This window comes from Aeromicrobium sp. JJY06 (genome assembly GCF_044069275.1).
GTDB lineage: Bacteria > Actinomycetota > Actinomycetes > Propionibacteriales > Nocardioidaceae > Aeromicrobium > Aeromicrobium tamlense.
Genome location: NZ_JBIMRD010000002.1, coordinates 625,234 through 647,957, shown reverse-complemented (window position 1 = coordinate 647,957; position 22,724 = coordinate 625,234). Strand labels below are relative to the sequence as shown.

The following is a 22,724-nucleotide window of genomic DNA, read 5'->3' as shown; positions in this document are numbered from 1 at the left end:
TCGGCGCGTCCGTACCGTGCTTCTTCGACGGAGGTGTCGTCATGAGCAGACTGAGCGGCTTCCCGGAGTTCCTGCCGGCGGAGCGGAACGTCGAGCTCGCCGTGCTGGACCACCTCGCGCGCGTCTTCGAACTGCACGGGTTCGGCAACATCGAGACCCGCGCCGTCGAGCCGCTCGAGACGCTGCTGCGCAAGGGCGAGATCGACAAGGAGGTCTACGCCGTCCGCCGCCTGCACGCCGACGAGTCCGAGGCCTCCGAGCTGGCCCTGCACTTCGACCTCACCGTGCCGTTCGCGCGCTACGTCGTGGAGAACGCCGGCCACCTGCAGTTCCCGTTCCGCCGCTACCAGATCCAGAAGGTCTGGCGCGGCGAGCGCCCGCAGGCCGGCCGCTTCCGTGAGTTCACGCAGGCCGACATCGACATCGTCGGCGACGGCACGCTGCCGTTCCACTTCGACGTCGAGGTCGCCCGCGTCATGGCGGAGGCGCTCGCGGGGCTGCCCATCCCGGGCCTGTCGCTGACACTGCAGGTCAGCAACCGCAAGGTCCTCGAGGGCTTCTACCTGGGTCTGGGCATCGCCGAGCCCACGGCCGTCATGCAGGTGATCGACAAGCTCGACAAGCTGCCGGCCGAGCGCATCGCCGAGCTGCTGACCGAGCAGGGCCTCACGCCCGACCAGGCCGAGGCGTGCCTGGCGCTGGCCGAGATCGTCACCACCGACACGTCGTTCGTGCAGCGCGTGCGCGACCTCGGCGTCGAGCACCCGATGCTCGACGAGGGGCTCACCGAGCTCGAGGCCGTGGTCGCGGGCTGCGCCACCGTCGAGGGCGTCACCGTCACGGCCGACCTGCGCATCGCGCGCGGCCTCGACTACTACACCGGCACCGTGTTCGAGACCCGCGTGGCCGAGCACCCGGCGCTGGGCTCGATCTGCTCGGGCGGCCGCTACGACCAGCTGGCCAGCGACGGCAAGCGCACGTACCCCGGCGTCGGCCTGTCGATCGGCGTCTCGCGCCTGCTGTCCACGCTCACGACGAGCGGCATCACCTCCTCGCGCTCGGTGCCGTCGGCGGTCCTCGTGGCCGTCAACGACGAGGACTCCCGACCCGGCAGCGATGCGATCGCGCAGCGCCTGCGCGCCCGCGGCATCGCGTGCGAGGTGGCCCCGGCCGCCCAGAAGTTCGGCAAGCAGATCCGCTTCGCCGAGCGCCGCGGCATCCCGTTCGTCTGGTTCGTCACCGAGGATGGCGACCAGGTGAAGGACATCCGAACCGGTGAGCAGGTGTCGGCCGATCCCGACGCCTGGACGCCCCCCGAGACCGACCTGCGACCGCAGGTGACCCACAAGGAGACGACAGCGTGATCCGCACCCATGACGCCGGAACCCTGACGGCCGCGAACATCGGCGAGAGCGTCACGCTCGCCGGGTGGGTCGCCCGTCGCCGCGACCACGGCGGCGTCGCCTTCATCGACCTGCGCGAGGCCAGTGGCGTCGCCCAGGTCGTCGTCCGCGAGGACGTCGCCCACCAGCTGCGCAGCGAGTTCTGCCTCAAGGTCACCGGCACGGTCCAGCGCCGTCCCGAGGGCAACGAGAACCCCGCGATCGCCACGGGCGAGATCGAGGTCATCGCCGACGACGTCGAGATCCTGTCGCGCTCCGAGCCGCTGCCGTTCCCGATCGACGAGCACGTGGAAGTGGGCGAGGAGGCGCGGCTCAAGCACCGCTACCTCGACCTGCGCCGGCCCGCCCCGGCCCACGCGATGCGGCTGCGCTCGAAGGTCAACGCGGCCGCCCGCGCCGTGCTGGAGCGCCACGACTTCGTCGAGGTCGAGACGCCCACGCTGACCCGCTCCACGCCCGAGGGCGCGCGCGACTTCCTCGTTCCGGCGCGCCTGCGTCCCGGCTCCTGGTACGCGCTGCCCCAGAGCCCCCAACTGTTCAAGCAGCTGCTCATGGTGGGCGGGCTCGAGCGGTACTACCAGATCGCGCGCTGCTACCGCGACGAGGACTTCCGCGCCGACCGTCAGCCCGAGTTCACCCAGCTGGACATCGAGATGAGCTTCGTCGACCCCGACGACGTCATGGCGCTGGCCGAGGAGATCTACGTCGCGCTGTGGAAGCTGATCGACGTCGACCTGCCGACGCCGTTCCCGCGGATCACGTACGCCGACGCGATGAGCAAGTACGGCTCGGACAAGCCCGACCTGCGCTTCGACCTCGAGCTCGTCGAGCTGACCGACTACTTCAAGGACACGCCGTTCCGCGTGTTCCAGGCGCCGTACGTCGGCGCGGTCGTGCACCCGGGCGGCGCCTCGCAGGCCCGCCGCACGCTCGACGGCTGGCAGGAGTGGGCCAAGCAGCGCGGCGCCCGAGGGCTCGCCTACGTGCTGGTCCAGGAGGACGGCACGCTCGGCGGACCGGTGGCCAAGAACCTGTCCGAGACCGAGCGCGAGGGCCTCGTCGAGGCCGTCGGTGCGAAGCCCGGCGACGCGGTCTACTTCTCGGCAGGCCCGGTCAAGAGCTCGCGCCAGCTGCTCGGCGCCGCGCGCATCGAGATCGCGAAGCGCGAGAACCTCATCGACGAGTCGAAGTGGGCCTTCGCGTTCGTCGTCGACTGGCCGATGTTCGAGGCCGTCAGCGAGCTCGACTCCGGCGACGTCGCGGTCGGTGGTGGCGAGTGGACCGCGGTGCACCACGCCTTCACCGCGCCCCAGGACCCCGAGACCCTGGCCACGCCGGGCGACTCGCTCGCGCAGGCCTATGACATCGTCTGCAACGGCAACGAGGTCGGTGGCGGCTCGATCCGCATCCACCGCGAGGACGTCCAGAAGCGCGTCTTCGAGATCATGGGCATCGGCGCCGAGGAGGCCCAGGAGAAGTTCGGCTTCCTGCTCGAGGCGTTCAAGTACGGCGCCCCGCCGCACGGCGGCATCGCGTTCGGCTGGGACCGCACGGTCGCGCTGCTCGCCGGGGCCGACTCGATCCGTGAGGTCATCGCGTTCCCGAAGTCCGGCGGCGGCTACGACCCGCTGACCGCGGCGCCCGCGCCGATCACGCCCGAGCAGCGTGCCGAGGCCGGTGTCGACGCCGAGCCCGAGGCGGACGACGAGAACGCCGACGAGGCGTGAGCTCCGTCGGCGAGAAGGCCACCTACGTCGAGTACCTGGCCCAGTACCGCCAGACGCTGCTGCGCAAGTGCGAGGACCTCTCGCCCGAGCAGCTCGCGCTGCGCAGCGTGCCGCCCAGCACGCTGTCGCTGCTCGGCCTCGTCCGTCACATGGCGTACGTCGAGCACACCTGGTTCGTGCGCGTCGGTCAGCAGTCGTCGGAGGCACCGCTGTTCCTGAAGGAGCAGGACAGCGACGCGGACTTCAACGACGCGGTCGGCACGCAGGAGTGCGTCGACGAGGCCTTCGCCGCGCTGCGCACCCAGGTGGAGCGGGCCGAGCAGTGGCTCGACGGCATCGACGAGGCCGACTTCGGCCGCGAGCTGCCCCATCACCGCTCCGGCACGGTCGAGATCCGCGACCTGCTGGTCCACATGATCGAGGAGTACGCGCGCCACTGCGGTCACGCCGACCTGCTGCGCGAGTGCATCGACGGTCGCACGGGAGAGTAGGCGCCACGCGGGAGTGACGCCGTAGGCTCGTGGGGTGACCGACGGACTCTTCGACCTTCCCGAGGCGCCCGACACGAGCCGGCGCGACTCCAGCGGCACGCTCGCCGGCAACGCCCACTCCAGCGCGCCGCTCGCGGTGCGGATGCGGCCGCAGTCGCTGGACGAGCTGGTGGGCCAGCAGCACCTTCTCGCGCCGGGCTCGCCGCTGCGCCGGATGATCGAGGGCAGCGCTCCGCTGACCGTGCTGCTGTGGGGGCCTCCCGGCACCGGCAAGACCACGCTCGCCAGCCTCATCAGCCACCAGACCGATCGACGCTTCGTGGAGGTCTCGGCGGTCAGCGCCGGCGTGAAGGAGGTCCGCGAGGTCATCGCGGGCGCCCGTCAGGCGCTGTCGCGCGGCAAGGAGACCGTCCTCTTCGTCGACGAGGTCCACCGCTTCAGCAAGGCCCAGCAGGACGCGCTGCTGCCCGGGGTCGAGAACCGCTGGGTCAGCCTCGTCGCGGCCACCACCGAGAACCCGCACTTCAGCGTCATCTCGCCGCTGCTGAGCCGCTCGCTGCTGCTCACCCTCCAGCCGCTGACCGACGACGACATCACGGTGCTGGTGGACCGGGCGATCGAGGACGAGCGCGGCTACGGCGGCGCGATCTCGATCAGCCAGGAGGCGCGGGAGCACCTCGTACGGCTGGCCGGCGGCGACGGCCGCCGCGTGCTGACCTACCTCGAGGCCGCGGCCGGTGCCGCCGCCGACCAGGGCCACGAGGAGATCACCCTCGACGACGCCGCGCTCGCGGTGGACAAGGCCGCCGTCCGCTACGACCGCCAGGGCGACCAGCACTACGACGTGACGAGCGCATTCATCAAGTCGATCCGCGGCTCCGACGTGGACGCCGCGCTGCACTACCTGGCGCGGATGATCGAGGCGGGGGAGGACCCGCGGTTCATCGCCCGCCGCCTGATGATCCATGCCAGCGAGGACATCGGCATGGCCGACCCCACCGCGCTGCCGCTGGCCACCGCGACGGCGCAGGCGGTCGCGATGATCGGCTTCCCCGAGGCCCGCATCCCGCTCGCGCAGGCCGTGATCCACCTGGCCACGGCGCCGAAGTCGAACTCGGTCATCCGCGCGATCGACGCGGCGATGGCCGACGTGCGGGCCGGCAAGGTGGGCGCCGTCCCGCCCGCACTGCGCGACGCGCACTACTCCGGCGCCAAGAAGCTGGGCCACGGGCATGACTACGTCTACGCCCACGACGACCCGCGCGGCGTCGTGTCGCAGCAGTACGCGCCCGACGACGTCGACGGCTCCGACTACTACCGGCCGGGGCCCCACGGCGCGGAAGGAGCGATCGCGGAGCGGCTCGCCCGAATCCGCGCGATCGTCCGAGACCGGTAACCTCGTTCCCATGTCCGTGCAGCTCGCGATGCTCGTCGCCACCGCCGTCCTGGCGGTCGTCGCGGTGGCCGCGGCCGTGGTCGCGGTGCGCGCGCTGCGCCAGGCGAAGGCGCTGGCCGACCGAGAGCCGGCGAGCGTGGGCGAGCCGGTGAGCACGGTGCTCGAGCCGGTCCTGGTGACCGAGCCCAAGGGCGAGGGCGAGCGCGAGCCGGAGCTCGAGGTCGTGCGCGTCGTCGAGGGCCGCGTGATCGTGCAGCCCACCCACGACCAGGTCGTGTCGGCGTCGATGACGCGTCCTGCCGTCCGGCTGAACATCGTCGCGGCGGGCGTCGCGCACGCGCTGCGTCCCGAGAGCCGCGACCGGATCCTGGGCCTCATGCGCCGTGAGTACCGCGCCCGGAAGCGAGCTCGTCAGCGGGCCGCCCGTGCGGCGGCCCGCGCCACCAACGGACCGCCCCCACCGCCCGGCGGCCGGGGCTGGGTGGGCTCATGAGCGCCCGCCTCGCCTGGTTCGTCGCCGGCGCCGCGGCGGGCGTCTACTCCAGCGTCAAGGCCAAGCGGGCGGCCTACCGGCTGTCCATGCCCGGCCTGATCGACCAGGCGGCCGCGCTCGGCTCCGGCGTCCGTGCCTTCCGTGCCGAGATGGCCGAGGGCATGTCCGCCCAGGAGCAGCACCTGCGCCAGCACCTGCTCGACCACGAACCCCGGCTCGCCCTGACCGAGCCCACCGAACCCTCCGAACCTAAGGACCCCCACTGATGGAGACCGCTGAGATCCGGCGCCGATTCCTGAACCACTTCGAGAACGCCGGCCACACGGTCGTGCCCTCGGCGCCGCTGCTGTTCGACGACCCGAACCTGCTGTTCGTCAACGCCGGCATGGTGCCGTTCAAGCCGTACTTCCTCGGCCAGGAGACGCCGCCGTTCGACCGCGCCACGAGCGTGCAGAAGTGCGTGCGCACCCTCGACATCGAGGAGGTCGGCAAGACCACCCGCCACGGCACGTTCTTCCAGATGAACGGCAACTTCAGCTTCGGCGACTACTTCAAGGAAGGCGCCATCACGCTCGCGTGGGAGCTGATCACGAAGTCGGTCGACGACGGGGGCCTGGGCTTCGACCCGGAGAAGATCTGGGTCACGGTCCTGCACACCGACACCGAGGCGCGCGAGATCTGGAAGAGGGTCGCGGGCCTGCCCGACGAGCGCATCCAGAACCGCGGCCTGCTGGACAACTACTGGCACATGGGCGTCGAGGGACCGGGCGGCCCCTGCTCGGAGATCTACGTCGACCGCGGCCCCGAGTACGGCCCCGACGGCGGCCCCGAGGCCGACGAGGACCGCTTCCTGGAGATCTGGAACCTGGTCTTCATGCAGGAGGAGATCACCAACGTCACCGCGAAGGACCAGTTCGACGTCGTCCAGCCGCTGCCGAAGCAGAACATCGACACCGGCATGGGGCTGGAGCGCGTCGCGTACCTGCTGCAGGGCAAGGAGAACCTCTACGAGATCGACGAGGTCTTCCCGGTCATCGAGCGTGCCTCCGAGCTCACGGGCCGCACGTACGGCGCCGACCACACCGACGACGTGCGCTTCCGTGTGGTCGCCGACCACGTCCGCAGCAGCCTCATGCTGATCGGCGACGGCGTCACGCCCGGCAACGAGAGCCGCGGCTACGTGCTGCGCCGGCTCCTGCGCCGCGCGGTCCGCTCGATGCGCCTGCTCGGCTACGAGGACCCCGCGCTGCCCCAACTGCTCCCGGTGAGCATGGAGCGGATGAAGGCCTCCTACCCCGAGCTGGAGACCGACTTCGCGCGCATCAGCCAGATCGCGTACGCCGAGGAGGAGGCGTTCCGCCAGACCCTCGGCAAGGGCACGCAGATCTTCGACGTCGCCGCGGGCGAGACGAAGAGGTCCGGCGGCACGGTGCTGGGCGGCCAGCAGGCGTTCCAGCTGCACGACACGTACGGCTTCCCGATCGACCTGACCCTGGAGATGGCCGAGGAGCAGGGCCTCTCGGTCGACCAGGAGGGCTTCCGCTCGCTCATGGCCGAGCAGAAGGCGCGCGCGAAGGCGGACGCGAAGTCCAAGAAGGGCCTGCACGCCGACACCACGGTCTACCGCGAGACGATCGACGCGTTCGGCCCCACCGACTGGGTCGCGTACACGAACCTCATCACCGAGTCGAAGGTGCTGGCGCTGCTGTCCGGCGGCCAGTCGGTGCCGGTGCTGTCCGAGGGCCAGGTCGGCGAGGTCGTGCTCGACCGCACCGGCTTCTACGCCGAGTCCGGTGGCCAGAACGCCGACGCCGGCGTGCTGCGCTGGGACGGCGGCCGGGCCGAGGTGCTCGACGTCCAGCGCCCGATCCGTGGCCTCGTCGTGCACCAGGTGCGCGTGGTCGAGGGCGAGCTGACCACGGGCTTCGAACTGTCGGCCGAGGTCGACCACGAGTGGCGCGTGGGCGCCCGCCAGGCGCACTCGGGCACGCACGTCGTGCACGCGGCGCTGCGCGAGGTGCTCGGCCCCACGGCCCTGCAGTCCGGCTCGTACAACCGGCCGGGCTACCTGCGCCTCGACTTCGGCTGGGGCAGCGCGCTCGATCCCGAGCAGTTCCACCAGGTCGAGCAGGTCTCCAACCGGGCGCTGCGCGAGGACCTGCAGGTCTCGCAGCACTGGATGACGCTGCCCGAGGCGAAGGAGTTCGGCGCGCTCGCGCTGTTCGGTGAGACGTACGGCGAGGAGGTCCGCGTCATCGAGATCGGCGGCCCCTGGTCGCGCGAGCTCTGCGGCGGCACGCATGTCGAGCGCTCCAGCCAGATCGGCACCGTCGTGCTGACCTCGGACACCTCGGTGGGTGCCGGCAACCGCCGCATCGAGGCGCTCACCGGCATCGAGGGCTTCCAGTACCTCGCCCGCGAGCGCGACCTCGTGCTGCAGCTGACCGACGTGCTGAAGGCCAAGCCCGAGGACCTGCCGCACCGCGTGCAGGACCTCGTCTCGCGCCTGAAGGGCACCGAGAAGGAGCTCGAGAAGATCCGCACCGCGCAGCTCCAGGGCGCGGCGGGCGACGTGGCCAAGGCCGCCGAGGACATCGACGGCGTCGCGTTCGTCGGCCACCGTGCCGAGGGCGTCGGCGGCGGCGACGTGCGTCAGCTGGCGCTGGACATCCGTGGCCGCATCACGGATCGTCCCGCGGTCGTCGTGGTGATCGGCACGGCCGGTGACAAGCCGTCCGCCGTCGTCGCGCTCAACCCCGCGGCGATCGACCGCGGCCTGTCGGCGCAGCAGCTCATCGCGACGGTGGGCGAGCGGATCGGCGGTCGCGGTGGCGGCAAGGCCGACGTCGCCCAGGGCGGCGGCACCGACCTGGCCGGCATCGATCCCGCGTTCGCGGCCGTCCGGGACGCCCTGCGCGGATGATCGGGCACCGATGACCTGGCGCAGGGGCCGCCGGCTCGGCGTCGACGTCGGCGACGCCCGGATCGGGGTCGCGTCGTGCGACCCCGACGGGCTGATCGCCACGCCGATCGAGACGGTGCCCGCCGGACCGGCGGCGATCGGCCGTCTCGTCGCCCTCGCCGACGAGTACGAGGCGCTCGAGGTCGTCGTCGGGCTGCCTCTGGGCCTGTCCGGTCGCGAGGGGCCCGCCGCGGTCAAGGTGCGGGCCTTCGCGGCGGCACTCGCCACCGCGCTTCCGCGGGTTTCGGTACGGTTGATCGATGAACGACTCTCGACGGTGGCGGGCCAGGCCCAGCTGCACGCGAGTGGACGCACGACGAAATCGTCACGATCGGTCATCGACCAGGCAGCAGCCGTGGTGATTCTGCAGTCGGCCATCGACGCCGAGAAGATGCGCGGAACCGCGCCCGGCGAGCTGGTCGTGACGACGGAAGGAAACGACGCATGAGCGAGAGTGACGGCGGTCTGGAGATCCTGACCGGCGAGGAGGAGCCGAGACGCGCGCGTCCCGGCTCGCGTCGCAGGGAGGAGCCCCCGAGGAAGAAGTCGGGGATCAAGAACGTGATCGCCCTGCTCGCGGTCATCGCCATCCTCATCGGCGGGTACGTCGTCGTCACCAACGTCATGGACCGCATGGGCGGCGCCGAGGACTACTCGGGCCAGGGCACCGGCACGGCCGAGGTCACGATCCCGTCCGGCGCGAACGGCGTCCAGATCGCCCGCCTGCTCGCCGAGCAGGACGTCGTGAAGTCGTCCGAGGCGTTCTACCAGCTCAGCCTCACCGACGCGCGCGCCCAGAAGATCCAGCCGGGCACCTACACGCTGCGCCAGCAGATGTCGGCCGAGGCCGCGCTGACCGCGCTCGTCGACCCGTCGGCGCGCGTCCAGGCCAAGTTCACCGTGCCCGAGGGCGCCCGCGTGGGCCAGATCGTCGAGATCATCTCGAAGAACACCGAGCTGGAGGCCAAGGACCTCGAGGCGGCGCTCGACGACCCGTCGACGATCGGCCTGCCCGACTACGCGAACGGCAACCCCGAGGGCTACCTCTACCCCGAGACGTACTTCGTCGAGCCGGGCGACGACGCGAAGGCCGTGCTGACGCGCATGGTCCAGCAGACGCTCAAGGTCGCGAAGGACCTCGACATCGGCTCGCGCGCGCCCGCGCTCGGCCTCAACGGCGAAGAGGTCCTGACCGTCGCCAGCATCCTGGAGTACGAGGGCCAGAAGCCCGAGGACTACGCCAAGATCGCGCGCGTGCTCTACAACCGCATCGACCAGGGCATGCCCCTGCAGCTCGACTCCACCGTCTCGTACGTGAGCGAGCGCAAGGGCGACGTCTGGACCACGGCCGAGGAGCGCGCCAACCCGTCGCTCTACAACACGTACCAGCACGCGGGCCTGCCCCCGGGCCCGATCGGCTCGCCCGGCCAGGCCTCGATCGAGGCGGCGCTGAACCCGGCGGACGGCGACTGGCTGTACTTCTTCGCCAAGAAGGACGGCTCGGTCGTCTACAACCAGGACTTCGGCAAGCACACCTCGGACTGCCAGGCCGAGTACGGCGCCGGTTCGTGCGGCGGCTGACATGAGGTGTGCCGTCCTCGGCTCGCCGATCGCGCACTCGCTGTCACCGGCGATGCACCGCGCGGCGTACCGGGTGCTCGGCCTCGACTGGAGCTACGGCGCGTTCGACGTGCAGGAGGGTGAGCTCACCGAGTTCGTCTCGGAGCACCGAGACGGCTGGCGGGGCTACTCCGTCACGGCGCCGCTCAAGCGCGAGGCCGCCGCGCTGGCGGCCCGGCGCGACGCCGTCGTCGAGGCGCTCGGCGTGGCGAACACGCTCGTGGCGGTCGACGGTGGCTGGGCCGCGTCGAACACCGACGTGCCCGGGGCGGCCAACGCCCTCCGCGAGGTCGGTGTCGGGTCGCTCGCGTCCGTGCGCATCGTCGGCGCGGGCGCGACGGCCGCCTCGGTCGCGCTCTCGTGCTCCCGGCTGGGAGCGCGCGAGGTCGAGCTGCGCGTTCGCGACACCGCGCGCGCCGCGGCCACGGCGAGCGTGATCGAGTCGCTGGGACTCGCGGTGTCGGTCGTGCCGCTGCACGTCGACGTGCTCGAGTCGGTCGACCTGCTGGTCTCCACGGTGCCCGGCGACGCCCTCGCGGGTCGCGAGCACGCGTTCATCGGCTCGGCCGCCGCGGTGTTCGACGTCGTCTACGACCCGTGGCCCACGGGCCTCATGCGCTCGGCCCAGGCCGAGGGCCTCCCGCTCGCCACCGGACTCGATCTGCTGGCTCACCAGGCGGTGCTCCAGGTCGACCTCATGACCGGGCGCACGGTCGAGCCGGGCGTCCTGGTGACGGCGGCCATGGAGGCGCTCGCCAGCCGTTAGGGTGCACCTCGTGCCCCTTCCCGTCGCCTCGGTCGTCGCGATCCTGCTGGCCGGACTGCTGGCCGCGCTCTCGCCCCGGATCCTGGCCCGGCTGCCCGAGCCGACCGGGGAGCCGGAGCCGGACATGCCGCCGAAGATCCCGTACGCCGAGCTCGCCGGCGCGCGCTGGCTCGGCCTGTGGCTCGCGCTGCCCGCGATGGTCCTCGCCGGGGTCGCCGCCGCGACGATCAGCGAGCCCGCGCTGCTGCCCGTGTGGGTGCCCATCGCCGCCGCGACGCCCGTGCTGGCGTGGGTGGACTGGAAGGTCCACCTCCTGCCGTACCTGATCGTCGCGCCGCTGTACGTCGTCACGTGGCTCCTGACCGGCCTCGGGGCGTTGCTGATGCGCGACGCCTCGGTGCTGCTGGGGGCGCTCATCGGCAACGTGCTGGTGTTCGGCTTCTACTTCGTCCTCGCCCTGATCGGGCCGATGGGCTACGGCGACGTGCGGCTGTCGGCGGTGGTGGGCGTGGGCCTCGGTCCGCTGGGTCTCGTGGCCACCTACTACGGCGTGTTCTTCGGTCTGTGCATCGGCGCCGTCGTCGGGCTGGTGCTCGTCCGCGGACGCCTCGGCCGGAACATCCCGATCGCGTTCGGTCCGTACCTGCTGCTCGGTGCGTTCGCCGCGGTGTGGGTCTGAGAGAATCGCCCCATGCTTCGTTGGTTGACCGCCGGTGAGTCACACGGCCCCGCACTCGTCGCGACCCTCGACGGCCTCCCGGCCGGTGTGGAGGTCACGAGCAAGGAGATCCAGGCGGCCCTCGCGCGCCGCCGCCTCGGCTACGGCCGCGGCGCCCGGATGGCCTTCGAGGCCGACGAGCTCGAGATCATCGGCGGCATCCGCCACGGGCGCACGCTCGGCAGCCCGATCGCGATGCGGATCGGCAACAGCGAGTGGCCCAAGTGGGAGCAGGTCATGGCGGCCGACCCGGTCGACCCCGAGACCCTCGCCGGTCTCAAGCGCAACGCCCCGCTGACGCGTCCGCGCCCCGGCCACGCCGACCTCGCGGGCATGCAGAAGTTCGACTTCGACGAGGCCCGCCCGATCCTCGAGCGCGCGAGCGCCCGCGAGACCGCGGCCCGCGTCGCGCTCGGCGAGATCGCCGCGCAGTTCATCGCGCAGACCACCGGCGCCCGCATCGTCAGCCACGTCGTCGAGCTGGGCACCGTGAAGGCGCCCGCCGGCGTGCTGCCGGGCCACGCCGACGTCGAGCGCCTCGACGCCGACCCGCTGCGCTGCTTCGACCCCGCCACGTCCGAGCTGATGGTGGCCGAGGTCGACGCCGCCCACAAGGACGGCGACACCCTCGGCGGCGTCGTCGAGGTCATCGTCGAGGGCCTGCCGCCGGGACTCGGCTCGCACACGCAGTGGGACCGCCGTCTCGACAGCCGCCTCGCGGCCGCGCTCATGGGCATCCAGGCCATCAAGGGCGTCGAGCTCGGCGACGGCTTCGAGCTGGCGCGCACGCGCGGCTCGCTGGCCCACGACGAGATCGTTCCGACGCCCGAGGGCATCCGGCGTGTCTCCGGCCGTGCCGGCGGCACCGAGGGCGGCATGACCACCGGCGAGCTGCTGCGCGTCCGCGCCGCGATGAAGCCCATCGCCACCGTCCCGCGTGCGCTGCGCACCGTCGACGTGCAGACCGGCGAGGAGACGCGAGCCCACCACCAGCGCTCCGACGTGTGCGCGGTCCCGGCGGCCGGCATCGTGGCCGAGGCCATGGTGGCGCTCGTCGTCGCCGACGCGCTGCTGGAGAAGTTCGGCGGCGACTCCGTCGGCGAGACCAGCCGCAACGTGCGCTCCTATCTCGACAACCTGAGCCACCGGTGACCGGCACGCGCCCGGTCGTCGTGGTCGTCGGTCCGCCCGGCGCCGGGAAGACCACGGTGGCCGGACTGCTGGCGGATCGACTCGGGGTGCAGGTCCGCGACACCGACCAGGACGTCGAGGCCGCCGAGGGCGAGAGCGTGCAGGACATCTTCGTCGGCCGTGGCGAGCCCGTCTTCCGCCGGCTCGAGGCCGCCGCGGTGGCCGAGGCGCTGCGCACGCACGACGGCGTGCTCGCACTGGGCGGGGGAGCGGTCATGGACGACGGCACCCGCGCGCTGCTGGCCGACCACGTCGTGGCCCACCTCGACGTGGGTCTGGCGCAGGCCGCCGCCCGCGTCGGCATGAACTCCGGCCGCCCGCTGCTGCTGGGCAACATCCGCGGGCAGCTCAAGGCCCTCATGGACTCGCGCCGCCCGCTCTACAACGAGGTCGCGACGTTCACCGTGGACACGAACGACCTCTCGCCCGACCAGGTCGTCGACCGCGTCCTCGCGGAGCTGGGCCGATGACCCGCCGCGTCGCGGTCGAGACCTCCCAGCCCTACGAGGTCGTGGTCGGGCACCACGTCATGGCCGAGCTCGAGACGCTCGTGCCCGACGACGCGCTGCGCGTCGCGATCGTCCACGCCGGACCCGTCACCGGCGTCGCCGAGGGTCTCGCGCAGCACCTGGCCGGCCGCGAGGTGCTGCTGATCGAGACGCCCGACGGCGAGCAGGCCAAGACCGTCGAGTTCCTGGCGCACTGCTGGGACCAGCTGGGCCTGCGCGGCTTCACCCGCTCCGACCTCGTGATCGGCGTCGGGGGAGGAGCCACCACCGACCTCGCCGGCTTCGTCGCGGCCAGCTGGCTGCGCGGCGTCCGGTTCGTCACGGTCCCCACGACCGTGCTCGGCATGGTCGACGCGGCCGTCGGCGGCAAGACCGGCATCAACGTCGCGGCCGGCAAGAACCTCGTGGGCGCGTTCCACGAGCCGATCGGCGTGCTGTGCGACCTCGCCACGCTCGCGGAGCTGCCCGAGCGTGAGCTGCGCGGGGGACTGGCCGAGGTCGTGAAGTGCGGCTTCATCGCCGACCCGTCCATCCTCACCGACGTCGAGGCCTCGCCCGAGCGGGCGCTCGACCCCACCGACGACCTCCTCGCCGACCTCGTCACCCGCGGCATCGCCGTGAAGGCGCGCACCGTCGCCACCGACCTGCACGAGCGCGGCGCCGACGGCTCGATCGGCCGCGAGGCGCTCAACTACGGCCACACGCTCGGCCACGCGATCGAGCGACACGAGCGGTACACCCTGCGCCACGGCGAGGCGATCAGCGTGGGCATGGTGTTCGTGGCCGAGCTCGCCCACCGCACCGGCCTGGTCGACGACGCGCTGCTGGCCCGTCACCGTGACACGCTGGGTCTCGTGGGCCTGCCGACCAGCTACGACGGAGCGACGTTCGAGGAGCTGCTCGCCGGGATGCGCCTCGACAAGAAGACGCGCGGCGACCAGCTGCGGTTCGTCGTGCTCGACGGCCTCGCGAGCCCGCGCATCCTCGCCGGTCCCGACGAGGACGTGCTCCGCGCCAGCTGGGAGGCCGTCCGTGGCTGATCCGAGCCGGCTCGAGCGCCTCCGCGGCCTGCTGGCCGAGGGCGGCCATGCCGCGATGTACGTCTCCGACCTGGTCAACCTGCGCTACCTGACCGGCTTCACGGGGTCGAACGGCGCCGCGCTGGTGCCCACCGAGGGCGAGCCGCTGTTCCTCACCGACGGGCGCTACCGCGACCAGGCCGCGGCCGAGCTCGACGCCGCCGGACTGGGCGACGTCGAGATCGTCATCACGCGCGACCTGATCGGCGTGGCCGCGGGTCGTGCGCCCGCCGACCTCGTCGCCGAGACCCACCTGCTCGACGTCGACTCGTGGCAGCGACTCGACCGTCCCGAGGCCTCCGGTCGGCTCGTGGAGCGGCTGCGCGAGGTCAAGGACGAGACCGAGGTCGCCGCGCTGCGTCGGGCCTGTGAGATCTCCTGCGAGGCACTCGAGGCCCTGCTGGTCGGTCCGCTCGTCGGCCGCACCGAGCGCGAGGTGGCCCGCGACCTCGAGTGGCGCATGCTCGAGCTCGGCGCCGAGGACAAGGCGTTCGACACGATCCTGGCCTCCGGCGAGCACACCGCGATCCCGCACCACTCGCCGACCGACCGTGAGCTGCGCGCCGGCGACCTGCTCAAGATCGACTTCGGCGCGCGGTTCGACGGCTACCACGCCGACTGCACCCGCACGGTCGTCCTCGGCCCCGCCGCCGACTGGCAGCGCGAGATCCACGCCGCCGTGCGCGAGTCCCAGGCGGCGGGTCTCGACCGCCTGCGACCGGACGTCCCGGTGGCCGACGCGAACACCGCGGCACGCGCGTCGCTGGAGGCCTCGGGCTGGATCGACGCCTTCACGACCGGTCTGGGCCACGGCGTCGGGCTGCAGATCCACGAGGACCCGTTCATCGGCTCCGCGCACCCCGGTAGACTGGTCAGCCGCACCGTCCTGACGATGGAGCCGGGGATCTACCTTCCGGGCCGTGGGGGCGTGCGCATCGAGGACACCGTCCTCGTCACCGACCCCGACCACGGCGGTGAGCCCGACGTGCTCACCGACCTCACCAAGGAACTCCTGGAGATCGACTGATGGCAACCACGAACGACCTCAAGAACGGCATGGTCCTCAAGATCGACGGAAAGCTGTTGGCCGTCACCGAGTTCCAGCACGTCAAGCCGGGCAAGGGCCCCGCCTTCGTCCGTACGAAGCTCAAGGACGTCGAGTCCGGCAAGACCCTCGACAAGACCTTCAACGCCGGCACCAAGGTCGAGACGGCAACGGTCGACAAGCGCGACATGCAGTACCTCTACAACGACGGCACGAACTACGTCTTCATGGACATCTCCACGTACGACCAGATCGAGGTCACGCCCGAGTCGATGGGCACCACGGTCGACTACCTGCTGGAGAACCAGAACGCCGTCGTCGCCACCAACGAGGGCCGCGTGCTCTACGTCGAGCTGCCGGCCTCGGTCGAGCTCGTCATCGAGCACACCGACCCGGGCCTGCAGGGCGACCGCTCCAGCGGCGGCACCAAGCCCGCCCGCCTGGAGACCGGCAAGGAGATCCAGGTGCCGCTGTTCATCGACTCCGGCGAGAAGGTCAAGGTCGACACGCGCGACGGCAGCTACCTCGGTCGTGTGAAGGCCTGATGGCTGCACGCACCAAGTACCGCAAGCGGGCCCTGGACATCCTCTTCGAGTCCGAGTCCCGCGGCCTGGCGGCCGACGGCACGCTGGCCGACCGCCTCGAGGTCAACGACCCGCCGGTGAATCCGTACACGGTCGGGCTCGTCGAGGGCGTCGCCGCGCACGCCGCGCAGATCGACGCCCTCCTCGAGGAGCACTCGCACGCGTGGTCGCTCGACCGGATGCCGGCCGTCGACCGCAACCTGCTGCGGATCGGCGTCTACGAGATCCTGTGGGCCGAGGACGTGCCCGATCCGGTGGCGATCAGCGAGGCCGTCGAGCTGGCCCGCGAGCTGTCCACCGACGAGTCGCCGAAGTTCATCAACGGCCTGCTGTCGAAGGTCGCCGAAGTGAAGCCGCAGGCGCTGCGCGCGGCCGAGCAGGCCTCAGCCGAAGAGCCCGTCGCCGACGGAGCCGCCGGGCCTGATGCCGCGGGGGATCGCGAAGACGGCTGAGCCGATGTGGCGGATGTACTCGTTGAGTGCATCCGTCGCGAGCGACCGCTGGATGTCGATGAACTGCTGCGGCGAGCGTCCGTAGGCCAGGAAGAACAGTCCCGCATTGAGCTGTCCGAGGTCGTTGTTGCCCTCGACGTAGTTGTAGCCGCGCCGCAGCAGGCGCGCCCCGCCGTTCTGGTCGGGGTGCGCCAGGCGCATGTGCGCGGTCATCGGGATCGCCGGACCGCCAGCCTGCGTGGAGACCACGTCGAAGTCGGGGTCGGTGAACTCGCGGCCGCCCGACAGGGGCGCGCCCTCGCCCTTGTCGCGACCGATGATCGCCTCCTGCTCCTCCAGCCGGACGCGGTCCCACGACTCGATGAGCATCGCGATCTTGCGGGCCACGAGGAACGAGCCGCCCGCCATCCACGGCTGGTCGGAGCCGTCGGACCACACCCACCGCTCGAGGTCGGCGGTGTCGGTGCCGAACACGTTGGCGGTGCCGTCCTTGAACCCGAAGAGGTTGCGCGGGGTGGCCTGCGCCTTCGTCGTGGTGGACGTGCGCCCGTAGCCCAGCTGGGTCCAGCGCACCTGCGCCCGGCCGAACGCGATGCGCGAGAGGTTGCGGATCGCGTGCACGGCGACCTGCGGGTCCTCGGCGCACGCCTGGATGCACAGGTCGCCGCCGCTGTAGCGGTCCTCCAGCAGGTCGAACGCGAACGACGGCAGCTCGACGAGCTCGCGCGGGCGCCGGTCGGCGAGGCCGAACCGGTCGTCGAAGAGACTGGGGCCGAAGCCGAACGTCACGGTCAGGGCGTGGGCCGAGAGGCCGAGCGCCTCGCCGGTGTCGTCCGGCGGCTTGTAGGGGCCACCGCCGGTGGCGCCCTCGGCCGTGACCTCCTCGCCGCGCGTCATTCGCGCGGCCGCGTCGGTCCAGTCGGCCAGCAGTGACCTCACGTCGTCGCGGTCGGCGGTGGACGTCAGGTCGAACGACGCGAAGTACAGGTGCTGCTGCACGGGCGTGGTGATGCCGGCCTGGTGCGGGCCGTGGAACGGCACCACACGGTCCTCGGTGGCCGGCGCGTCGTCGCGGGTGGCGCCGGCGGCGAACCCGCCGGTGACGCCCACGGCGCCCGCGACGCCGATCAGCCCGAGGGCCGACCGGCGCGACAGCCGCGAGCCGGTCATGACGAGGAGACCCCGAGGACGGTGTGCGTGAGCTGCGACAGCGGCTCGCTCAGGGCGTTGAGCTGCGCGCCGAGCTCGTTGCGCTGCGGCTGCTCCACGGTGTCGTACGAGACGAAGCCCTTGTCGTAGTCGCCGTGCGTCTCGAGCAGCGCGAACATCGAGCCGAACTGCTCGTCGAGGTCGGTGACCAGCTGAGCACCGTCCTCGCCCTTGCTCTCGGCGATGTCGCGCACGGACGTGTAGGCCACCTTGGCGCCCTCGACGTTGGCGTAGAAGTCGTAGAGGTCGGTGTGACTGAACTCGTCCTCCTCGCCCGGGAGCTTGCCGTCGGGCGCGGCGACCTCGTCGAGCAGGCCGATGGCGCCGTTCGTGATGTCGCCGATCGAGAGCACGAAGTCGTCGGAGTGGACCTTGTCGTACAGCGCCTGGATGTCGGTGACGAGCTGCTCACCGAGCTCCTTCCGCGCGGCCGCGTCGAGCGGGGCGATCTTCTCGTCGGGGTAGTTCTTGCGAGCCTCGTCGAGCCACAGGTCCATCTCGATCCGGTGGAAGCCGGTGAACGGCAGGCCCTCGGCCTCGGCGCCGGGCTTGCGGTAGTCGATCTTCGGGTCGAGGTCGCCGAACTGCTCGGCCGTGGGCTCGATCCGCTCGTAGTTGATGCGGGTGATCGGGAAGAGCTCGCGCGCCTTCGCGTCGTCGCCGGAGGCGTAGGCGGCCACGAACTGCTCGACGTTGCCGACGAGCTCGCCGACCTGGTCCTTGGTGTACGCGGTGTAGGAGTCGACGGCCGCGTCGATGGCCTCCTGCTCGTCCTCGTCGACCGCGACGTCGTCGCCGGTGACCGTGAAGGCCGCGTTCCCGACGCCGTCGCCGACCATGCCGGGCTTGCACTCGGTGAAGTAGTCGCCGGGCTGCGCCTGCACCGTGAGGTTGCGCGAGGTGCCCGGGGCGATGTTCTCGACCTCGCCGATGATCCGCAGCTTGTCGCTGTCGAGCAGGTAGAACTCGGTGATCTTGTCGCCGTCGTTCGTCACCTCGAACGTGATGGTGCCGCTGGCGGCCTTCGCCGCCGAGACCTCGCAGCCGTCGGCGGTGCTGGAGACCTCGATCGCGGCGTCGCCGGACTCGGAGTTCTTGACGCAGGCGCTCAGGCCGAGCGTCGCGGTGAGGGCGACGGCCAGCACGGTGGAGCGGGAGCGACGGTTCATGCACGGGTTCCTTCGTTCGAGGCGGCGCGGGCCGCACGGCGGGGTCGACCGACGACCCGCGCGTACGCGGTGCCGACGACGACGAGGTAGATCGCCCAGACGGCGATCTCGAGCTGGGTCATGTCCGGGGAGAACCCCACCGTGCCCTTGAGGAGGGCAGCGGGCAGACCCGTGGGGTCGATGGTGTCGCTGAGCTGGAACGCCCAGCCGGTGGTGCCGGTCCACGGACCGGGAAGCACCCCGGCCTCCTGGAGGTCGTGCACGCCGTAGGCGAGGATGCCGGCGGCGACGACGATCAGCAGTGCGCCGGTCCAGGTGAAGAACGTCCCGAGGTTGATCCGCACGATGCCGCGGTAGATCAGCCAGCCGATCGCCACGGCGGCGAGCAGGCCGAGGACGGCCCCGATCCAGGCCAGGGGAGCGTCACCGCTGGACCGGACGGCGCTCCAGAGGAACAGCGCGGTCTCCAGTCCCTCGCGGGCGACGGCGACGAAGCCGATCGCGACCAGTCCCCATCCGGGACCGTCGAGGCGCGCGTCGACCTGGTGCTCGAGCTCGCTCTTGAGACCGCGGGCCGTGCGGGCCATCCAGAAGATCATCCAGGTGACGAGCCCGACGGCGAGGATCGACAGGGTGCCGCCGATGATCTCCTGCGCCTCGAAGCTCAGCCCGTAGGTCCCGAAGGTCAGCAGGGCGCCGAGGCCGAGCGACAGCGCGACCGCGATCGCCACGCCGGCCCAGATGCGGGGGACGACGTCGTCGCGCCCGATCTTGCGGACGTAGGCGATGAGGATGCCGACGACGAGCGAGGCCTCGAGGCCCTCGCGCAGGCCGATCAGGAACGTTCCGAGCATGACTCACCTTTGGTTTCGAGCAGCCCGGCTTAGGGCAGCCTCAGCAAAGGTACTCCCGTCCGGGCTCGCCTCCGATGCACCCCGGGTGTAGCAAGCGTCACAGGACTCGGTAGCGCTCGTGGCGGCTCAGGGGCGCGTCGAGGTGGCGGTCGTGGAGGTGACCGTGGGACTTCATGTTGTGGTGCTTGCGGCACAAGCATCTGAGGTTGGTGCCGGAGGTGGATCCGCCGGAGTCGTAGGCCTTCGCGTGGTCGAGGTCGGTCTCGTGGACCGGTGCCCGGCAGCCGGCGACGCGACAGGTGCCGTCGCGCCAGTGGAGGGCTTGTCGTAGTGACTCGGGTGGCCGGTAGCTGAGGACTTCGGTGTCGAGGACCCGGCCGATCGGGTCGAGAACCAGCCGTCGGAGCACGGCATGCTCGCTGCTGGCGAGCTCGCGGACCCATGCGGCGCCGACGGGCTCGCCGTCGAGCGTGAGGCCGGGGCCGTTGGTGTAGCCGAGCAGGTCGGTGGCGCTGATGCTGATGGCGATCTCGGCACGGAGGTCGCCGACGGTCCCGGTGTTGGAGGTCAGCCAGTCCGCGACGAGGTCGGCCTGCTTCTGGTCGCGGGTGCGGCGGTCGCGCTCACCCGTGACGGGGTCGATCGTCGGGATCGCGCGGGCGGCCTTGCGCAGCCGTTCGCCGATCGCGATCGCCAGCCCGGTGGGCAGCAGCGCGTTGAACCACGACGTGCCGTCGTCGTTGTGGGTGATCGAGACGCGTCGCTGCTCGACCGCACGGTCGGCCTCGGCCTGCGTCTCCTCGGGCTCGAGCCGTGCCCGCAGCCGACGCAGCCACGACCGCAGCTCGGCCAGCGTGTGAGTGGCCGCGTACTCCGGAGCCGAGTGCTCCAGCGCCGCCCACGCCTCGCGGGTCTGGAGCCGCTCGGCCGTCGACGCGATCGCCGACGTGCGGTCGGCGTCGATGTCACCGGACCGGAACGACTCCCACACCCCCGGAGCCCGTGTGTGCAGCGTGTCGGCCTCGTGGACCATGCCCCACACCTGGTGCTCGGTGGTCCGCAAGGCCCTGGCCAGGTCGAGCGTGACCTCACGACGAGCCAGGTCCTTCGACAGCGGAATGTCATCGACCCGGTCGATCTCGGCCACCCGCATCGCATGGTGGGAGACCACGAACTCCCACTCCTCGAACTCCGCGACCGCACGCGCGCGACGCACCGCGTCACCCGTGACCACCGCTCGACTCAACTCCATGAAGCCCAACCTAGTGGGTGCCACCGACAGATTCCGAACGTGAGGTCGAAGCGTCAGCTGGAGGCAGCCTCGGCGAGGGCGGCCACCGCGGCGCCAACGGCCCCAGGGTCGATCAGCTGGTGCAGGTGGGCACCGTCGAGGCGCTGGACGGGCCAGCCCGAAGTCCGGGCGAGGTCGTACTCGGCCGCGTAGGTGTCGCCGAAGGCGAGGTAGGCGGCCGGTCGCTCGGTCCAACGCTCGGGCACGGGGACGGTGCGCGTGAAGTAGGCGAGCGGCACCCGTGGCTGCTCGCGCTCGACGGCGGCACGCGTGCCCGGGTCGGGGAAGAGGTGGTCGACGGCGGGCCACCACTGGGTCCAGGGCGGCAGCGTGCCGTCGGGGTCCTCGAGGTCGCGCAGGAAGCCGAGGAACGCCTGAGGGGCGAGCCGGGCCTCGGTCGCCGTGGGCTCGGGCAGTGCCGCGTCGACGTAGACGGTGCCCGTGACGGACAGGACGGTGCCCAGGTGTGCCGCGTACAGCCCCGCATTGCTGTGCGGGACGAGGACGACCGACCGGTCGCCGGCGGCCGCCCTCACGGACTCGACCACGCCCTCCGGCGTGCGCGGTCCGGACCCGAGGTCGACCGTGCTCGCCTCGTGCCCCTGCGCGAACAGCCAGTCCTCGACCGGTCGCCACGTGGCCGGGCCGAGCAGCGGACTGGGGACGAGCAGGAACACCGGGCTCACCGCCGCCGGGCGGGTGTCCTCGGCGGCAGCTCGTGGAGCCGGACGTCGCGCAGGGTCCCCGCGTCGGCGACCGCGGTCATGTACGTGCAGAACGGCTGGCGCCGGCGGTCGGTGGGGGACCCCGGGTTGAGCAGGCGCAGTCCCGACGCCGTCGTGGTGTCCCACGGGATGTGGCTGTGCCCGAAGACCAGCACGTCGGCGTCGGGGTACTCGGCACTGCAGCGCGCCTCGCGGCCCTTCGCGTCGCCGGTCTCGTGGACGACCGCGAACCGCATGCCCTCGATCTCGGAGTGGGCGACGAGCGGCAGCCGCTCGCGCAGGACGCCGTGGTCGTTGTTGCCGTACACCGCGAGCAGCCGCGCGGACCGGGCCTCGAGGGCGTCCAAGGTGCCCACGTCGACCCAGTCGCCCGCGTGAACGACGACGTCCGCCTCGTCGACGGCGGCCCAGACCTCGTCCGGCAGGTCCTTCGCGCGCTTGGGCAGGTGGGTGTCAGCGAGCAGGAGGAGTCGGGTGGCCATGGGGACAGTCAACCGTCTCACTCAGCCGAGCGCCGCCTCGATCTCGCGGCGCGCCGCGTCGTCGTAGCCGACCAGGAGGACGTGCTCGACGCCGAACGTGCCCGCGCGCACCGCACGGACGGCCGCTGCGACCGAGTCGGCCTTCGACCACCCGTAGACGCCGGCCCCGATGAGCGGGAACGCGACCTCACGGGCGCCGAGATCGTCGGCGACCTCCAGCGAACGCCGGTAGCAGGACTCGAGCAGGGCGACGTCGGTCTGACCGGCATGGCGGTTCGGCCCGACGGTGTGGATGATCCAGCGCGCGGGCAGGTCACCCGCAGTGGTCCAGCCGGCGTCACCGGTCGCGAGACCATCGGGGAACCGGGCGACGCAGTCGGCCAGCACGGCGGGGCCGCCCGCGGCGTGGATCGCGCCGTCGACGCCGCCACCGCCGCGCATGGCGTTGTTCGCGGCGTTGACGATCGCGTCGACCTCCAGCGTCGTGATGTCGGCATGGATCGCGCTGAGCCGGGTCATGTGCCGATCGTAGGTCGAGAGCGCAGGAATAGCCCGACG

Annotated in this window: 24 protein-coding genes; 17 read left to right on the top strand and 7 right to left on the bottom strand. The window is 71.7% G+C overall.

Annotated features, from left to right (window positions below):
* Positions 1 to 41: 41 nt before the first annotated feature.
* The 17 genes from hisS to nusB are packed head-to-tail and all read left to right on the top strand — an operon-like array spanning position 42 to position 16,436.
* Complete coding sequence (hisS, locus tag ACGWYL_RS14645; RefSeq protein ID WP_395487553.1) at positions 42 to 1,364, top strand: histidine--tRNA ligase; 1,323 nt, start codon at positions 42 to 44, stop codon at positions 1,362 to 1,364.
* On the top strand, positions 1,361 to 3,130 hold the full coding sequence (gene aspS, locus ACGWYL_RS14640) for an aspartate--tRNA ligase (RefSeq protein ID WP_395487552.1): 1,770 nt from the start codon (positions 1,361 to 1,363) through the stop codon (positions 3,128 to 3,130). The genes hisS and aspS overlap by 4 nt, the downstream gene beginning before the upstream one ends.
* Positions 3,127 to 3,621 (top strand): DinB family protein, encoded by a 495-nt coding sequence (locus ACGWYL_RS14635; RefSeq protein ID WP_179424255.1) that lies wholly within the window; start codon positions 3,127 to 3,129, stop codon positions 3,619 to 3,621. Before aspS ends, ACGWYL_RS14635 begins: the two co-directional genes overlap by 4 nt.
* Before the next feature lie 34 nt (positions 3,622 to 3,655).
* Complete coding sequence (locus ACGWYL_RS14630) at positions 3,656 to 5,017, top strand: replication-associated recombination protein A (RefSeq protein ID WP_269302368.1); 1,362 nt, start codon at positions 3,656 to 3,658, stop codon at positions 5,015 to 5,017.
* 10 nt (positions 5,018 to 5,027) lie between these two features.
* Positions 5,028 to 5,510, top strand: a complete 483-nt coding sequence (locus ACGWYL_RS14625; RefSeq protein WP_179424256.1) for a hypothetical protein — start codon at positions 5,028 to 5,030, stop codon at positions 5,508 to 5,510.
* The gene (locus ACGWYL_RS14620) at positions 5,507 to 5,776 is read left to right on the top strand and encodes a DUF6167 family protein (RefSeq protein WP_179424257.1); all 270 of its coding nucleotides are present in this window, start codon (positions 5,507 to 5,509) and stop codon (positions 5,774 to 5,776) included. The genes ACGWYL_RS14625 and ACGWYL_RS14620 overlap by 4 nt, the downstream gene beginning before the upstream one ends.
* Complete coding sequence (alaS, locus tag ACGWYL_RS14615; RefSeq protein ID WP_395487551.1) at positions 5,776 to 8,433, top strand: alanine--tRNA ligase; 2,658 nt, start codon at positions 5,776 to 5,778, stop codon at positions 8,431 to 8,433. The genes ACGWYL_RS14620 and alaS overlap by 1 nt, the downstream gene beginning before the upstream one ends.
* 10 nt (positions 8,434 to 8,443) lie before the next feature.
* Complete coding sequence (gene ruvX / locus ACGWYL_RS14610; RefSeq protein ID WP_179424259.1) at positions 8,444 to 8,920, top strand: Holliday junction resolvase RuvX; 477 nt, start codon at positions 8,444 to 8,446, stop codon at positions 8,918 to 8,920.
* The gene (gene mltG / locus ACGWYL_RS14605) at positions 8,917 to 10,053 is read left to right on the top strand and encodes an endolytic transglycosylase MltG (RefSeq protein WP_395487550.1); all 1,137 of its coding nucleotides are present in this window, start codon (positions 8,917 to 8,919) and stop codon (positions 10,051 to 10,053) included. The genes ruvX and mltG overlap by 4 nt, the downstream gene beginning before the upstream one ends.
* Position 10,054: 1 nt before the next feature.
* Entirely contained in the window at positions 10,055 to 10,858 is an 804-nt protein-coding gene (locus ACGWYL_RS14600) for a shikimate dehydrogenase (RefSeq protein ID WP_179424261.1), read from the top strand.
* Positions 10,859 to 10,868: 10 nt separating this feature from the next.
* Positions 10,869 to 11,537, top strand: coding sequence for a prepilin peptidase (locus ACGWYL_RS14595; protein ID WP_395487549.1), 669 nt, complete (start codon positions 10,869 to 10,871; stop codon positions 11,535 to 11,537).
* 12 nt (positions 11,538 to 11,549) lie between these two features.
* On the top strand, positions 11,550 to 12,728 hold the full coding sequence (gene aroC / locus ACGWYL_RS14590) for a chorismate synthase (RefSeq protein ID WP_179424263.1): 1,179 nt from the start codon (positions 11,550 to 11,552) through the stop codon (positions 12,726 to 12,728).
* Complete coding sequence (locus tag ACGWYL_RS14585; protein ID WP_179424264.1) at positions 12,725 to 13,237, top strand: shikimate kinase; 513 nt, start codon at positions 12,725 to 12,727, stop codon at positions 13,235 to 13,237. Before aroC ends, ACGWYL_RS14585 begins: the two co-directional genes overlap by 4 nt.
* Positions 13,234 to 14,316 (top strand): 3-dehydroquinate synthase, encoded by a 1,083-nt coding sequence (aroB, locus tag ACGWYL_RS14580; RefSeq protein ID WP_395487548.1) that lies wholly within the window; start codon positions 13,234 to 13,236, stop codon positions 14,314 to 14,316. Before ACGWYL_RS14585 ends, aroB begins: the two co-directional genes overlap by 4 nt.
* Positions 14,309 to 15,382: a Xaa-Pro peptidase family protein gene (locus tag ACGWYL_RS14575; protein WP_179424266.1), complete on the top strand. Its 1,074-nt coding sequence runs from the start codon at positions 14,309 to 14,311 to the stop codon at positions 15,380 to 15,382. The genes aroB and ACGWYL_RS14575 overlap by 8 nt, the downstream gene beginning before the upstream one ends.
* Positions 15,382 to 15,945, top strand: a complete 564-nt coding sequence (gene efp / locus ACGWYL_RS14570; protein WP_179424267.1) for an elongation factor P — start codon at positions 15,382 to 15,384, stop codon at positions 15,943 to 15,945. The genes ACGWYL_RS14575 and efp overlap by 1 nt, the downstream gene beginning before the upstream one ends.
* A complete protein-coding gene (nusB, locus tag ACGWYL_RS14565) occupies positions 15,945 to 16,436 on the top strand; it encodes a transcription antitermination factor NusB (protein WP_179424268.1) in 492 nt (163 codons plus the stop codon). Before efp ends, nusB begins: the two co-directional genes overlap by 1 nt.
* Here nusB and efeB read toward each other — a convergent pair.
* The 7 genes from efeB to ACGWYL_RS14530 all read right to left on the bottom strand — a co-directional run bounded on the left by efeB (position 16,368) and on the right by ACGWYL_RS14530 (position 22,685).
* On the bottom strand, positions 16,368 to 17,606 hold the full coding sequence (efeB, locus tag ACGWYL_RS14560; RefSeq protein WP_395487547.1) for an iron uptake transporter deferrochelatase/peroxidase subunit: 1,239 nt from the start codon (positions 17,604 to 17,606) through the stop codon (positions 16,368 to 16,370). The genes nusB and efeB overlap by 69 nt on opposite strands.
* Entirely contained in the window at positions 17,603 to 18,814 is a 1,212-nt protein-coding gene (gene efeO, locus ACGWYL_RS14555; RefSeq protein ID WP_395487546.1) for an iron uptake system protein EfeO, read from the bottom strand. The genes efeB and efeO overlap by 4 nt, the downstream gene beginning before the upstream one ends.
* Positions 18,811 to 19,668, bottom strand: coding sequence for an iron uptake transporter permease EfeU (gene efeU / locus ACGWYL_RS14550; RefSeq protein ID WP_179424271.1), 858 nt, complete (start codon positions 19,666 to 19,668; stop codon positions 18,811 to 18,813). The genes efeO and efeU overlap by 4 nt, the downstream gene beginning before the upstream one ends.
* 97 nt (positions 19,669 to 19,765) lie before the next feature.
* Complete coding sequence (locus ACGWYL_RS14545; protein ID WP_395487545.1) at positions 19,766 to 20,920, bottom strand: DUF222 domain-containing protein; 1,155 nt, start codon at positions 20,918 to 20,920, stop codon at positions 19,766 to 19,768.
* 53 nt (positions 20,921 to 20,973) lie between these two features.
* A complete protein-coding gene (locus tag ACGWYL_RS14540) occupies positions 20,974 to 21,636 on the bottom strand; it encodes a hypothetical protein (protein WP_269302336.1) in 663 nt (220 codons plus the stop codon).
* 5 nt (positions 21,637 to 21,641) lie between these two features.
* Positions 21,642 to 22,166 carry a metallophosphoesterase family protein gene (locus ACGWYL_RS14535; protein WP_395487544.1) on the bottom strand — a complete coding sequence of 175 codons (525 nt, stop codon included), beginning with the start codon at positions 22,164 to 22,166 and terminating at the stop codon, positions 21,642 to 21,644.
* Positions 22,167 to 22,187: 21 nt separating this feature from the next.
* On the bottom strand, positions 22,188 to 22,685 hold the full coding sequence (locus tag ACGWYL_RS14530; RefSeq protein ID WP_395487543.1) for a macro domain-containing protein: 498 nt from the start codon (positions 22,683 to 22,685) through the stop codon (positions 22,188 to 22,190).
* Between the last annotated feature and the right edge of the window lie 39 nt (positions 22,686 to 22,724).

Excerpts from the sequence above, each read along its gene's own strand:
- hisS (WP_395487553.1), top strand. The coding sequence starts at position 42 with ATGAGCAGACTGAGCGGCTTCCCGGAGTTCCTGCCGGCGGAGCGGAAC.
- ACGWYL_RS14625 (WP_179424256.1), top strand. The coding sequence starts at position 5,028 with ATGTCCGTGCAGCTCGCGATGCTCGTCGCCACCGCCGTCCTGGCGGTC.
- ACGWYL_RS14620 (WP_179424257.1), top strand. The coding sequence starts at position 5,507 with ATGAGCGCCCGCCTCGCCTGGTTCGTCGCCGGCGCCGCGGCGGGCGTC.
- alaS (WP_395487551.1), top strand. The coding sequence starts at position 5,776 with ATGGAGACCGCTGAGATCCGGCGCCGATTCCTGAACCACTTCGAGAAC.
- ruvX (WP_179424259.1), top strand. The coding sequence starts at position 8,444 with ATGACCTGGCGCAGGGGCCGCCGGCTCGGCGTCGACGTCGGCGACGCC.
- mltG (WP_395487550.1), top strand. The coding sequence starts at position 8,917 with ATGAGCGAGAGTGACGGCGGTCTGGAGATCCTGACCGGCGAGGAGGAG.
- ACGWYL_RS14600 (WP_179424261.1), top strand. The coding sequence starts at position 10,055 with ATGAGGTGTGCCGTCCTCGGCTCGCCGATCGCGCACTCGCTGTCACCG.
- aroC (WP_179424263.1), top strand. The coding sequence starts at position 11,550 with ATGCTTCGTTGGTTGACCGCCGGTGAGTCACACGGCCCCGCACTCGTC.
- aroB (WP_395487548.1), top strand. The coding sequence starts at position 13,234 with ATGACCCGCCGCGTCGCGGTCGAGACCTCCCAGCCCTACGAGGTCGTG.
- efp (WP_179424267.1), top strand. The coding sequence starts at position 15,382 with ATGGCAACCACGAACGACCTCAAGAACGGCATGGTCCTCAAGATCGAC.
- nusB (WP_179424268.1), top strand. The coding sequence starts at position 15,945 with ATGGCTGCACGCACCAAGTACCGCAAGCGGGCCCTGGACATCCTCTTC.
- efeB (WP_395487547.1), bottom strand. The coding sequence starts at position 17,606 with ATGACCGGCTCGCGGCTGTCGCGCCGGTCGGCCCTCGGGCTGATCGGC.
- efeO (WP_395487546.1), bottom strand. The coding sequence starts at position 18,814 with ATGAACCGTCGCTCCCGCTCCACCGTGCTGGCCGTCGCCCTCACCGCG.
- efeU (WP_179424271.1), bottom strand. The coding sequence starts at position 19,668 with ATGCTCGGAACGTTCCTGATCGGCCTGCGCGAGGGCCTCGAGGCCTCG.
- ACGWYL_RS14545 (WP_395487545.1), bottom strand. The coding sequence starts at position 20,920 with ATGGAGTTGAGTCGAGCGGTGGTCACGGGTGACGCGGTGCGTCGCGCG.
- ACGWYL_RS14535 (WP_395487544.1), bottom strand. The coding sequence starts at position 22,166 with ATGGCCACCCGACTCCTCCTGCTCGCTGACACCCACCTGCCCAAGCGC.
- ACGWYL_RS14530 (WP_395487543.1), bottom strand. The coding sequence starts at position 22,685 with ATGACCCGGCTCAGCGCGATCCATGCCGACATCACGACGCTGGAGGTC.